The 12934-nt window shown below is 46.7% G+C and carries 12 protein-coding genes; 1 reads left to right on the top strand and 11 read right to left on the bottom strand.

Features of this window, described 5'->3' with window-relative positions; translation table 11 throughout:
* Positions 1-140: 140 nt before the first annotated feature.
* The 3 genes from ACDJ59_RS28670 to ACDJ59_RS28660 are packed head-to-tail and all read right to left on the bottom strand — an operon-like array spanning position 141 to position 2331.
* Positions 141-551, bottom strand: coding sequence for a hypothetical protein (locus tag ACDJ59_RS28670; protein WP_413407017.1), 411 nt, complete (start codon positions 549-551; stop codon positions 141-143).
* Positions 552-577: 26 nt separating this feature from the next.
* The gene (locus ACDJ59_RS28665; RefSeq protein WP_413407016.1) at positions 578-1216 is read right to left on the bottom strand and encodes a hypothetical protein; all 639 of its coding nucleotides are present in this window, start codon (positions 1214-1216) and stop codon (positions 578-580) included.
* A complete protein-coding gene (locus ACDJ59_RS28660) occupies positions 1213-2331 on the bottom strand; it encodes a hypothetical protein (RefSeq protein ID WP_413407015.1) in 1119 nt (372 codons plus the stop codon). Before ACDJ59_RS28660 ends, ACDJ59_RS28665 begins: the two co-directional genes overlap by 4 nt.
* Positions 2332-2619: 288 nt before the next feature.
* On the opposite strand from ACDJ59_RS28660, the gene ACDJ59_RS28655 reads away from it, so the two are divergent.
* Positions 2620-3183: an RNA polymerase sigma factor gene (locus ACDJ59_RS28655; RefSeq protein ID WP_413407014.1), complete on the top strand. Its 564-nt coding sequence runs from the start codon at positions 2620-2622 to the stop codon at positions 3181-3183.
* Between the two features lie 147 nt (positions 3184-3330).
* Here the strand turns inward: ACDJ59_RS28655 and fni are convergent, their stop codons facing one another.
* The 8 genes from fni to ACDJ59_RS28615 form a co-directional block, all read right to left on the bottom strand.
* Entirely contained in the window at positions 3331-4398 is a 1068-nt protein-coding gene (gene fni, locus ACDJ59_RS28650) for a type 2 isopentenyl-diphosphate Delta-isomerase (protein WP_413407013.1), read from the bottom strand.
* 334 nt (positions 4399-4732) lie between these two features.
* Entirely contained in the window at positions 4733-6214 is a 1482-nt protein-coding gene (locus ACDJ59_RS28645; RefSeq protein ID WP_413407012.1) for a phytoene desaturase family protein, read from the bottom strand.
* A complete protein-coding gene (locus ACDJ59_RS28640; RefSeq protein ID WP_413407011.1) occupies positions 6211-7359 on the bottom strand; it encodes a glycosyltransferase in 1149 nt (382 codons plus the stop codon). Before ACDJ59_RS28640 ends, ACDJ59_RS28645 begins: the two co-directional genes overlap by 4 nt.
* Position 7360: 1 nt before the next feature.
* Positions 7361-8122, bottom strand: coding sequence for a lysophospholipid acyltransferase family protein (locus tag ACDJ59_RS28635; RefSeq protein ID WP_413407010.1), 762 nt, complete (start codon positions 8120-8122; stop codon positions 7361-7363).
* Positions 8091-8858 carry a carotenoid biosynthesis protein gene (locus ACDJ59_RS28630; protein ID WP_413407009.1) on the bottom strand — a complete coding sequence of 256 codons (768 nt, stop codon included), beginning with the start codon at positions 8856-8858 and terminating at the stop codon, positions 8091-8093. The genes ACDJ59_RS28635 and ACDJ59_RS28630 overlap by 32 nt, the downstream gene beginning before the upstream one ends.
* Positions 8858-9730 (bottom strand): phytoene/squalene synthase family protein, encoded by an 873-nt coding sequence (locus ACDJ59_RS28625; RefSeq protein WP_413407008.1) that lies wholly within the window; start codon positions 9728-9730, stop codon positions 8858-8860. The genes ACDJ59_RS28630 and ACDJ59_RS28625 overlap by 1 nt, the downstream gene beginning before the upstream one ends.
* Positions 9727-11190, bottom strand: coding sequence for a phytoene desaturase family protein (locus tag ACDJ59_RS28620; RefSeq protein WP_413407007.1), 1464 nt, complete (start codon positions 11188-11190; stop codon positions 9727-9729). Before ACDJ59_RS28620 ends, ACDJ59_RS28625 begins: the two co-directional genes overlap by 4 nt.
* The gene (locus ACDJ59_RS28615; RefSeq protein WP_413407006.1) at positions 11187-12737 is read right to left on the bottom strand and encodes a phytoene desaturase family protein; all 1551 of its coding nucleotides are present in this window, start codon (positions 12735-12737) and stop codon (positions 11187-11189) included. Before ACDJ59_RS28615 ends, ACDJ59_RS28620 begins: the two co-directional genes overlap by 4 nt.
* Positions 12738-12934 lie beyond the last annotated feature (197 nt).

Here is a 12934-nt window from a genome sequence, read left to right as displayed (position 1 = left end):
AGTATTTAAGTAATCTGCATACATCCAAAGAGAGGCGATTAATCAGCTACAATGTACCTCATACCAATAAATAGGTTTACACACCAAAAGTAGCTTCATAATTCAGAAGCTACTTTTGGTGTTCTAGATGTATTAAGATATCATTTCTCCCCAAAGGTTACGGACCTTTTTTTAAAAATTCTCCCCAATAAAACACCCACAATACTACTCACATAAACTATCACAATACTCACTAAGGCAAAAACAAGATTAGCTGGTAGCTCTAAGAAATACCTTATTCCGTAAACCGGGCCTGCCCAAATAATAGTCGCAGGAATAAATATAATTGCCGAATTCGCAAAATATCCTATAGTAAGTAAAATTACACCTGCTAACCAATACAAAGTGGAGAGCAACGCATATTCTTTGTATTTGTCACTTTGCATTATGCCATAAACAAACCATACAAGGATAAAGAGTATCGATGCTGCCGCTTGAAAGATACTCGGAGTATGCCCTTTCAAATATGAACTAAAATTAATAATTGTGAAAGGAACAACGATCAGAAGCATTAGAAGTAAATGTTTATATTTTCCCATTATATCGCTGTCAGGTAGTTCACTTGTTTTTTAGGAGTGATCAGAGTTCCACTGTGCTGTTCCCTGATCCAAAAATCATTTTTAGTGACATCCCATTGAGTATCGTTTCCATATACTCTAAAACTGTACCATTCATAAATATATTCAATAACACCATCACACCGCATAGAACTCACTTCATCATACTTAACATACGTACTTGCGCTACCAGTACTATAATATACCTGGTAACCTAAGTTATAAGAAATATTTTGTGTACGCAGATTTCTGCCCATAGCAACAAACAAATCTCTCTGAGCTGAAGAGGGGGCAGTATTTGGTCTATATGTCCCTTTGAAATTATTACCATCAATGAAGTTAGACCAAGTGTCCCATTGTACACTTTTTCCGGTTCCTGGAGCATGCAGAATAGGAAGACCATAGTTTGATGCAGGTTCATCCCATAATCCTGCATGCCAGTCAAATCCAAAAAACACTCCGTCTCTATAGGCAGCATACCCTTGATTTCCAGTAGCTGCATCAGCTGTTCCACCTCCAGTATATGAAGTGCCTAAGAGAACTATAGCAAATAGAATTAGAGATAGCTTTCTGCTAATTTTTTTCATTTTATAATCAGCCTCTCTTTCATATATTTTCATTCAGCCCATTTATAATTTCCGCTGATGCCTTCCTTTTGAGCCACAATGATGACTTCTTCGCTCCGCTTTTTCAAATCTGGATCACTAATACTTGAAGTTACTTCACTAAGAGGTTCAACCAAGTCCACAATCGGTAGTATTTCTAACGCAGAAACTACGAATCTAATTTCGTCTTCTGTCGGATTCCCTGTAAGTATCTCTTTTAGAGTGATAAAGTTTTGATCGACCGCAAAAGCTTTAAGTTCCTGTTCGACCAAATCACTTTCGATAATTTGTGTAATAGCCTTTTGACTTCCGATCTCGGAAATGGCGAAAATTGCAGAATCTTTAAGAACTTCATCATTACTTGATTTTATAATTTTAAAACTGGTGTCAATGAAATCAGCTTCTAGATCCACTGTATTTTTTTGAAGGGTAGACTGACTTTCATTTTTAAGATACTTTGCTGTAGCTCTTAACGCAGCAGAAATTTTATTTGGAGATTGCTCTTCAATATTAGACAAAATGCTCTCTGAAATTCCATATGCCTCGCTTACATTGATATTACTTAAACGTTTCAAACCATTAAATGCAAGAATATCATCGTCTTCATGAATAATTTCTTTTAATAACCCCACATCATCTAAAGTGAAATCTGCTGTAGCAACAATTCTCGATTTCACTTGTGAATCAATACCATCTTGAAGAAGAATTTGTTTTAATTCCCCACCATCTTTATTTTGTTCATGTTTAAGCACATACAAATCCACTAGCGCTTCACGTGTAATGACTGTCTTTGTATTATCGGCAACGATCTTAAGAATATCTTCATCTTTCAACTGATCTTTTCTTTCGAAAAGTGCCGATACGAAAGGAATGAGGGTATTAATCTCATTTTGACCAACACTATCGTTCTTAGCCAGTGTTGAAGGTTGACCCACTGTAGCAGCCAAGTTATCAATTTCATCAATTAATTGTTCATTACTCATATTGTTGATATTTTTTTGCAGAACCGCCTCATCCTCCACTAGATGCTTCTGTAAGACATTTCCTAAATTCGCACCAGCAACACCTACGGATAAGAATAGTGCGAGACAAGCAGAAGATCCAATTAACAGTAACTTCTTCTTATTCATGTTAAAATCACTCCTCCATTATTGATATTTCAAAAAAATCTCTAACATTAAAAAAACAGTTAATTCGTGTAATGAATGTTCGTCCTCCTTTCAATAAAGGCTAATCTCAACGTGTTACTAAATATAGAGACTCCAGCTTATCTCCTCATCTAACGTTTTTTAGCAAAAAAATCCATAAATATGTATTTTCTGAATCAATTCACTTACATTATCCTGATATATGCTATAACATTAAGAATGTCATTTGTTTTTTATTCACCAAAATATGCAAAAAAGGATTGAGATAGCTTGGATTTTAATTATCTTTTCCACCAAAGTTATTACGACCTTCCCCCTCCGTTACAAAAATCAGTCTATCGTTCATTTTATAATTTGGTGCATCAAGATATTACATATTTGTTAGGCCGAGACCATTTTTTAACGGAGGATGTCATTCAAGAAAGCTTCCTGAGAGTCATTTCCAATGTCAATAAGTATAAAATTGATAACTCCAAAGCTTGGTTAAGGCAAGTTACTCGTAACTGCGCTCTGGATTACTTAAGAAAAACAAAATTAGATCGTCAGTCAACAGACATAGCCAGCTTAATTGAAGATAATAAGACGGTTGCAGTTCAGCAAATCAGTGTTGCTCTTGAAGTCGAAGAAAAGTTGCGAGACGAAGCACTACGAAATGCCATTACAGAGTTAAAACAGGACTATCAAACCATTATCACCCTTTTTTATATTGAAGAAATGTCTTACAAAGAGATCGCAAAACTGCTTGGTCATTCGGAGCAAGCTATAAGTCAGAAGTTGGCGCGAGCACGAAAAAAGTTACTTCATCAATTTTTAAAAAAATGGGTTAAAAATTAAAAAACACACTCCATAAGGAGTGTGTAATGATCTGCAACCTGATTATGATAATAGCCATTAATTCATTCACGCATGTGCACAACGGGGAATTAAGTGTTCCTTATATAAGACGAAACATTACACCTTTTCATAATTCAAATCTTTATGTTAACGCCGTTCCACCAGACGTGACGTCTGCTTCAGATCTTCAATCTGCCCTGCACCAATGCCAAACATCACCGTACGCAGTTCAAATTCAACCTGTTCCAACCGCTCATTCAGCGCATCATCCGAAGCGACTGCGGATTCGAGCAGAGATCGACCGAAACCAGCGAGATCCGCGCCGAGCGCGAGGGCTTTGGCCGCATCCACACCAGTGTGCAGTCCACCGCTGCCAATCAGGGCCCCCGCTGGGTTCAGCGCTCGTACTTCCTGAATACACTCCGCCGTGGGAATGCCCCAGTCGGCAAAAGCTTCAGCTGCTGCCCGGCGTACCGGGTTATTGTTGCGGTACTTCTCTACCTGTACCCAGCTTGTACCACCTGCACCGGCTACATCGATAAACGAGACACCCGCTTCATATAGGCGTTGAGCCGTCACGCCATCGATGCCAAAACCTACTTCTTTTACGCCAACAGGCACGTCTAGCTCACGACACAAGTTCTCAATCCGTTGAAATAACCCGCTGAAGTTAGTATTACCTTCCGGCTGGAAAACTTCCTGCAACGTGTTCAAGTGAAGCACGAGCATGTCCGCACCCGCAATATCTACGGCACGTTGGAAATCAGCCGTGGTGAAGCCATAGTTCAGCTGCACCGCGCCCAGGTTGGCAATGACCGGGATGTCCGGTGCCCAGCGCCGCACATCGAAGGTACTCGCCAGTTCCGGCTGTTCTACGGCAGCCCGGATCGAACCTACGCCGAGCGCCCAGCCTCTGGCGTTTGCTACTCGGGCGAGGCGCTCATTGATGGCGCCCGTTGTTTTGCTTCCACCCGTCATCGAACTGATGAGCAAGGGTGTGCGTACTTTTTTGCCAATAAACGAAGTCTCCAGATGCACCTCTTCAAAATCCAGTTCCGGCAGTGGGTGATGGCGAAACGCAAACCGCTCCATACCGCTGGTTACCCCTTCTCCTGCCACATTCTCCTCAAGACAGAGGCGCACGTGCTCTAGCTTCCGTTCTCCCGTAGCCACTTCGGGAAGCAGCCGTTCGCCGGCTCGCTCTTGTTCATTCATGATGAGACCTCCTATGTGAGAATCGTGCGGATCGACAGGATAACCTGCCTGTTCCTAGCTTCTATGTATATACGTCTTTTGCAAAAGACAAAAACATTAATCCTATAAGCATTGCAGCTCAGCAGTTTAACTCTATCCAGTATAACGTTCCAAACCATCTATTGAAAGGATGCCCCGACACCAAATGTCTCACTTAAATCTCGGAGCACCACTATCTTATGTCTACTCAAAAACACGGATCATCTGTCGCATCTTCGAAGCTGGTTAGCAGAGACGATACACACGCACATGGATCAACAAAACACATTTTCACTCCATCATCCTGCACAACGAACTATCTCAAGATTTCAGATGCCAACTGCTCACCAACAAGCTGTCCGGACAACGTTACAATCGGGGTTCCACCGCCTGGATGCGTGGTTCCGCCCACGTACCAGAGACCTTGTACATCTTTGCTTCGGTTGCCCGGTCGCATGAAGGTCTGCTTCACGGAGTTGGACGAGATGCCGTAGATCGACCCTTGATGCGCCAAGGTATCCCGTTCGATATCTCGCGGTGTGTACCGGATCAGCACATCGGATTCATTCAACCCGCTAATTCCCCGCGCTGCCAATTGTTCCAGCACAAACGCTCCGTAACGTTCCGTCTGCTGCTCCCAATTCCATGAATCCGACAAATAGGGGGCATTGACCAGAATGAACAGATTACTGGCTCCCGCCGGAGCCATGCCCGCTTCCGAATAACCGGAATAACAGATATAGATCGTCGGATCTTCGGGCATTTTACGGTCACGGAAAATATGGTCGAACTCCAGTTCATACCGTTCCGGGAAAAAAACCGTATGATGCAGCAGTGCATCATATTGCCTTCGCACACCTGCCAGCGTCACAAATCCCGAGATGGATGGTTCATATTTCTGTATGCGGGCATCGCTCATCTCTTTCCGATGTTCCGGTGCGAGCAGCAGTCGATTCACGCTAAGCACATCTCCATTGGCAACGACCTGATCGGCTTCCCGGAAACCTTGATCTGTATCCACGCCTGCCACTTTGCCATTCCGAACAACAATCTGCCGGACCTCTATGCCGGTAATAATTTGTACGCCTTTTTCCCGTGCCAGCCGGGTCATTCCTTCGATCAGTTGACAGGTCCCGCCTTTTACCCCGTAGATGCCGACTTCTGCTTCCACATGACCCATCATGGCAAAGATCGAAGGCGATTGATACGGTGATGATCCCACATAGGTCGCGTACCGTCCGAACATAGCCAGCGTATGCGGATGTTGGAAATATGAACGTAGCAGCTTATCCAGCTTCACCGTTGGGCGTACGCGGAGCAGGCTGCGCAGCATCTGAAGATTGTATTTGTCAGAAGGAGACAGCAGCAACTTACCCAGAAAATGACGATTGGCTTCCGCATACAGTGCAGCAGACTCATCCATAAACGCATCATAACGAGCCGCATCCTCCGGACTGTACGCCGCGATCTGCTCCTTCATCCACCCACGATTACCTGACAAATCTACCACTGTGCCATCTGCGAAAATATTACGTGTGCGCGGCTCTAACTCATATAATTGTACGTAATCTTCCATCGCTACTCCCGCATGGTCGAAGACTGAACGAAAGGTCGATGGCATCGTGATCGTGCTCGGTCCACGGTCAAAATGATACCCGTCCCGCTCAATCTGCTGCAGCTTGCCACCTACGTGCTTCTGCCGTTCCAGAATGGTCACCTGCACACCTTGTGAAGCCAGTTGTATCGCACACGACAGACCTCCAAAACCTGCACCGATTATAATGACGTTACCTCTCAACTGTACCGCCTACCTTTCCATACATACCCCTTGCCGGAGCGGCCTGCCTGCCAGGAAGCAATTCCGATGGCAATGACACAGGCCATGCTGACCGGTTGCAGAAGGGCAAGCCACCAGGGTTGTCCGCCAGCATGATCCGCTACTCTTTTCACAGCCATACCTAATAATGTTCCCAACAGTCCATACAGAACGAACATCGAACTGCCCATAAGGAGTCCAATTATCAAGCCTAGCGGGGGCACAATATACATTAGCGTATACATCAGCATCGTACCAAGAAGTAGCACGTCTTTGCGCCCCATACCTTCGTACATATTTTTCTTGTATCCATTCCATACTTCTGCCCCGTTCTGATACATCCGGGTATTTGTTACGTCATGCACGTCTGTCAGCATCACCGGATGACCTGCGCGCTTGACTGCTTTGGCGAGACTCATGTCATCCACCAGATGCGCCTGAATGGCAGCATGACCGCCGGATGCTTCGTAACTGGAGCGATGAATCAGCAAAAAAGCCCCCGTAGCGGCCACAAACATCGGACTGGATGATCTGCGTATCATGAAAATGGGCAGATGACTGATGATGGTGAAGACCATCATCGGTACAACAAGCTTTTCCATCCACGTCTTCGTTACCTGATAAGGAAAACCGGTCACCAGACCCCCGCTCTGCTCACACCCTGCCGCAAGAGTCTGCCGAATGGCACTTGGCTCCAGACGCACATCCGCATCCACGAACATATACCATTCTCCCTTGGCCTCCTGAACCAGCCTGTGACACGCATGGGATTTCCCCATCCAGCCTTCGGGAAGATCAACGCCATGCAGCAAACGCACACGTGCATCCCGATCCGCAATCGCTTGTACCATGGCCGCTGTCTCATCTTCGGAGCGATCATCCAGCACCAATACTTCCATCCGGAATCCCGACGTATCGCTCGCGAGCACACTTTCCAGACATCCTTCAATATGTAGTCTTTCATTTCTGGCTGGAATCAGTACCGAGACCAGCAGGTCTGGTGGTTGTATTCGGTCTGCTCGGAATGAACGCACTTTGGGCAGACAGGAAACGTTCCATAGAGCGAACAACAACTGTATGCCCAATATGCAGGTAAGCACAATCCAGAAGATTTCAGATGCATTCATGCTAACGGTTCACCCGCTTTCGCGTGGCATCGTATTTTTCACTTGTCGAACGTACATGACGAATCAGTGGAATCGCATCTGGCAAACTTCCCTGCCCCATCCGTATAAGCTCTGATCTATGATCGTCTAACTGCTGTTCCAGCACATGGCCGAGTCTGGCGGCAATCTCTTCACTCTTCAACGCCTTCCAGTCTTCCATCACAGCTGGGCCCGCCTGCATCGATATTTCCGGTAAATCATGCTGGACCATCCCATGACACAAGGTTACCGGTACGGCGATGGCATTCGGAGAACGACGAAGCAACAATCCGATGCCTGGACGGAACTGAATTGGTCTGGCCTCCTGATGCAATATTTCTCCTTGGGGAAAAATCCAGACCCTTTTACCTGAATCCAATAATTCACTGGTGTACTGTAGAGAGGTCCGAATACCGGACGCACTCGCCTTATTGATCGAATACGCACCCAATTTATGAAAAAAAGCATATTGCTGAAGCTGTTGCTCCTCCATCATCACATAATGATCACCCCGCGATGTCTGCCTGGCCGCATGATAGAGCAGCAGACCATCCCACCAGGAGCTGTGGTTCATGAAATAGATCACCGGACGAGTCGGTTCAATCGGGGAGTTGTCCCTGATGTCCACCTGCGGGTCCAGTGACCCTGTGAGCGTGAAGGAGCGGAAGCGCCGACGTAGCAGATAATAGTGATTGTATAAGGCAAAAATACGATTAAACGTTTTTGATTTTACGGCGCGAATCATAGAGCCAGCTCCCTTCGGCAAGAAGCACACCAGCAATGGCGATGATAAAGCTGCCCGTAATTCCTTCCTTTAGGGCAAGTAGGCCGAACAGAAGAATAAACAGCTGATACAACCATTTCGCACGCAGCAATGAGCTACGGTCATTAGGCATGGCCGGAAGGAAGAGGGACAGGAATGCACCCATGATAAACCAGCTTATGTAATTGGTCCATGGGACACCGTAGAAACCACCTGGAGCCTGCCATTCCCAGAATCCTCTCGCATGTGCAACAGGGTCGAGTACCAGATCAAGAACAATTGCCCAGAACCCGGTCTTCACTGCTCGAAGCAATTTGCCAGTCCAGGTTGAACCACCGCCACTTAACAGCGCCGAGTTACCCACCACTGCGATCCAGGCGAAACCCAGCGTAACTGGCACACTGAACAGATGAATCCCGAAGAAGTCCGAGTAGGCATACTCGCCAAAAGGCCAATGCGTATGAACGCCTACCCACTCTACGCCCATACCTCCAAGCCAGATAATCACAGAGGATATCCAGAGTCCGGGTTTCAGCCAGATGACTGACTGGTCGGACAGGCCTGTCCGATTACGCCCTTGATAGATCAGATCCAGCACATACAATGCGTAAAAGATTAGAAATAACCCATTCGAAAAAGATAATACGTCAGGCACACCGATCGTTAGCATCAAGGTTGCTCCAATGACATACCAAGCCCAGTAAAGCCACTGGATCATCAGGATACCGCCGTTCGGGAGGCTTGATAGGCCAGCATCGGGTAACGTTTCACAATTGCACCCAGCATCTCCAGTTTCAATTCATCGCTAACATATGCCCGCTTGGTATATACGTCATAATCGTTGCGTTCAACCGCGTGTAGAATGGTGGAGTAAAAGGCTGCTGCCAGCTCGATGGAAAACGCACTTTCCGTTGGGTACGTATCCAGACGATCCATGCCTATACGGAACCAGTTCAATGCTGCAGCTTTTAATTCATGAACAATGGCAATAAAACGTTCGTCCACGACTCCGTCTTCAAAGTCCTGCTCGGTGTAACCATGCTTCTCCATGATCTCCAGCGGAACATACCGGCGCACTCTGGCCCGATCTTCACCAACATCCCGAATAATATTAACGATCTGCATCCCTTTACCCAAAGCAATCCCGTTCATGGCTACTTCCGCTCCGTTATCATCCCGAAGTACAGGCAACAACATCTCACCTACGGTTCCGGCTACCAGATAACAATAATGCTCCAGTTCCTGCAGCGTTGTATAATGCGTTACTTTAAGATCTGTGAGCTGCCCTTCCATCTGACGGAAAAATGGGCCCTTATCCAGATGAGGGAAACTGCTGAACAACCATCTCAGTGCTGGCCAGATAAAGTGCCCTTCCGCTTCGTCTAGTCGATCAAACAAATCATGGATCTCGTGAATCGTATATGGCGAATGTTCCGGCTCGTCTACACTGTCATCAATCATGCGGCAGAAGGCATAAATGACATATACCGCTTCCCGACGTGGACTAGGCAGCCCTCTAAAGGCCTGATAAAAAGAGGAAGAACCCTTTTGCATCAACTCTTCACACCTGCTCAAAATCGCTTCATTCATGTTCCCATCTCCTTCATGAGTTGATTGACGGCCATACGTGCACTCTGCATTACAATCGGCACTCCGCCACCTGGATGTACAGATGCTCCTGCGGCATATAATCCCTTTATATTAGGGAATGGTTTGGGTTGCGGTCGGTATACACCGGACTGGAACAGTACAGGTGCTATACCAAAGCTACCGCCCCCATAGAGCCCGTCTCGCTCTGCGTCAGCGGGTGTACGTACCTTTTTCCACTTGATTGCTGCACGAAGTCCCGGGAACCCTCGTTGCTCCGCTTCTTCCAGTACACGTTCTGCCAATGCTTCACTCTCCTGATCCCAGTCGACACCTTCGGCATCTGGTACGGGAATGAGGAAATACAATACACTCTGTCCTTGAGGCGCTGCAGTTTCATCCAATGCGACCGGATTAAATACGTAAAATGAGGACTTTGCCGGAATGCGTCGCTGATTGAAGACTTCCTGCAAACTGCCTTCAAGACTCGGTGGCAGGAAGAACTGGTGCGTCGTTGCATCTTCCCAGGTTTTGTCCACGCCCACATAGAGCAATACACATCCGGAAGAGGGACGATACGGTTTTCTTTTACGTGCTACCGCTGGTGATTGTCCAAGCAAACCTGATAGATGGGGGAAATCACCATTGTAGATAATTGCATCCACATTTTCAGCGCCTGCTGCCGTTTCTATACCTTCACACACACCATTTTTAATCTTGAGTCCGGTCACTTCCGAATTCAGCACGACACGTCCACCACGTGATATCAGTTCCTGTTCCAGAATGGCCGGCAATGCTGCATATCCACCTTTGACCATCCAGATGCCATATTCATGCTCTGCGTAAGGTAAAAGGGAATAGATACCTGGCGTCCCAAACGGTGATCCACCAATGTATAAACTTTGCAGTGAGTATGCATCAAGCAATTCCTCGTGCTCAAAATAATCGCCTACCGCTTTCCGGACACTTTTGTGTGCACGCAATCTGCCCATGAGTGACATGAGCGAAGGGGTGAAGAAATCCCTTTTGCGCGGAAAAGCCCTTTCCAGAAACGCTGCCCTGCCTGCCGGGAACAACGTGTCCATATCTTTCATGAATCGTGTGAATCCCCGGCTCTCTCCCGGGAACAAACGCTCAATCTCCGCCGTCTGCTCTTCACGTGAGGTCATCTTGGTCATGACACGACCACTGTGGTAATGCACTCTGTATAACGGATCACAGCGAAGTAACTCAATCTTCGAACGATCTACGCCTGCTTCCTCCAGTATGCCAAGTAACATCTCCGGCAGCAGTACGATGGTTGGCCCCTGATCGATCCGGTATTCCCCTTCCTGCTCATATCCAATGCGTCCACCAACGCGAGAACCCCGTTCATACACGGTGACATCCCATCCCTGACGGTTCAATAACAGTGCAGAAGTAAGTCCACCAATCCCTGCCCCTACAATAGCGGCCCGCTTCATGAATGTCCTCTGGCTTCTGCCGTCTTCACATAAGAGGATGGCTTGGAACGTGTGCGTGCGTCCTCTTCCTGAATCAATCTGACACTGATCCGTGCCGATTCGAAGATCGTGGGCAACCCGCTGCCCGGATGTGTTCCGCCGCCTACCAGCCATACACTTTTCAACTCTTCAAACTCGTTATGGGGACGCAGGTACATCATCTGACCCAGATTATGTGCCATATTAAACGTTGCTCCGCGGTACACATCCAGTTCAGTCTCCCAATCGAGTGGAGTGAACAGCATACATTCTTCAATACGGCTGCGTATGTCTGCCAGCTCAGGAATGCCTTCCATGCGTTTCATCATGGCCTCCTGCACATTCTCCCGTTCTGCCTCCCAATCAATGTCTGCGGTGAGGTTAGGCGTAGGCATAAGAACATATAAAGCAGATTTCCCTTCCGGTGCCAGCGTCGAATCAAGTCTGGAAGGGTTATGAATATATAGAGATGGATCGGCTGATAACATTTTGTGCTTTGTAATCTCATCAACGTTCAACCGGTAGTCCTCGGGAAAATAGATTGAGTGATGCGGCAGGTCCACTTCACCGTCCACGCCCAGATACAGCATTGCTGTAGAGCAGGAGTACTTTTTGCGTTTCATTTTCTCAGGGGTGTATTTCTTAAGCACGCCCGGTTTGAACAGATGATTCACCGCATGCGCGAAGTCGGCGTTCACCACCACATGGTCCGCTTCGATGCGTTCACCGTTCTCAAGCAACACACCTTCTGCACGACCATTGCGAACGATGACCTGTTTCACCGGGGTGGAAGTATGTATGCGTCCTCCGTATTCTTCCACGACATCGGCCATGGCTTGGAAGATCCGATTCACGCCGCCAATGGGGTGGAACAATCCGTAGTGATGCTCAATAAACGATAATATGGTAAAGGTACCCGGACAATCCCAGGCAGACATGCCAAGGTATTTGGATTGGAATGTAAATGCCCAGCGTAGACGCTCATCTGTAAAATAGCGGGACAAGATTCCATAGACTGTATTGTGGACATCAAGCTTAGGTAGAGCTGTTACCGCATCCTTGCGTAGATAGTCAGTCAGCTTGCCAAAAGGACGACGGAGCAGAGGCATGACTTTGCCAAATTTCACTTCTTCTTCTTGCATGAACCGAAGGTAATTGTCTTCATTGCCCGGAAACAATTCCTTAATCTGTGCAGCTGTATCTTCCCGATTACGAGAAGGCGTGAACACCTTGTCACCAAAGTTCAGTGCGTACAGTGGGGTTAGCTCTTTCATATGCACATAATCGGATAACTTACGTCCCACCACGTCGAACATCTCTTCAATCAGCTGAGGCATCATCAAAAATGTAGCACCCCGGTCGAATCGATATTCACCCAGTTCCAATCTGGCAGAACGCCCTCCGATGACTGGCTGTTTCTCATACACATCTACCTCGTACCCCTGACCGGACAATAACATCGCTGCTGCAAGTCCACCCGGACCTGCGCCAATGACAGCTGCACGTTTGCGTTGTTGATTCGGTATCATGCCACTCACCTTTCTATGTAGGGAATTCCTATAGTTCTCTAGCCCCTAACCTATTATTAAACCGCCCAAGAACACTTTAAGCGGTAACTAGCAAAAACATTATACAAATATAATACAAATATTATACGACCTTGTAAACCAAAAAATGACCCACTGGTCAAAATACGTGGATACTCCATTTATAAACACAAAAAACA

Origin of the sequence: Paenibacillus amylolyticus, assembly GCF_047302515.1 — a bacterium.
In the GTDB taxonomy this organism is placed as follows: Bacteria; Bacillota; Bacilli; order Paenibacillales; family Paenibacillaceae; genus Paenibacillus; species Paenibacillus amylolyticus_G.
Note: the sequence above shows the minus strand (reverse complement) of the source record. Positions and strands in the feature narration are given on the sequence as shown.

Excerpts from the sequence above, each read along its gene's own strand:
- ACDJ59_RS28670 (WP_413407017.1), bottom strand. The coding sequence starts at position 551 with ATGCTTCTGATCGTTGTTCCTTTCACAATTATTAATTTTAGTTCATAT.
- ACDJ59_RS28665 (WP_413407016.1), bottom strand. The coding sequence starts at position 1,216 with ATGAAAATATATGAAAGAGAGGCTGATTATAAAATGAAAAAAATTAGC.
- ACDJ59_RS28660 (WP_413407015.1), bottom strand. The coding sequence starts at position 2,331 with ATGAATAAGAAGAAGTTACTGTTAATTGGATCTTCTGCTTGTCTCGCA.
- fni (WP_413407013.1), bottom strand. The coding sequence starts at position 4,398 with ATGAATGAACAAGAGCGAGCCGGCGAACGGCTGCTTCCCGAAGTGGCT.
- ACDJ59_RS28640 (WP_413407011.1), bottom strand. The coding sequence starts at position 7,359 with ATGAATGCATCTGAAATCTTCTGGATTGTGCTTACCTGCATATTGGGC.
- ACDJ59_RS28635 (WP_413407010.1), bottom strand. The coding sequence starts at position 8,122 with ATGATTCGCGCCGTAAAATCAAAAACGTTTAATCGTATTTTTGCCTTA.
- ACDJ59_RS28630 (WP_413407009.1), bottom strand. The coding sequence starts at position 8,858 with ATGATCCAGTGGCTTTACTGGGCTTGGTATGTCATTGGAGCAACCTTG.
- ACDJ59_RS28625 (WP_413407008.1), bottom strand. The coding sequence starts at position 9,730 with ATGAATGAAGCGATTTTGAGCAGGTGTGAAGAGTTGATGCAAAAGGGT.
- ACDJ59_RS28620 (WP_413407007.1), bottom strand. The coding sequence starts at position 11,190 with ATGAAGCGGGCCGCTATTGTAGGGGCAGGGATTGGTGGACTTACTTCT.
- ACDJ59_RS28615 (WP_413407006.1), bottom strand. The coding sequence starts at position 12,737 with ATGATACCGAATCAACAACGCAAACGTGCAGCTGTCATTGGCGCAGGT.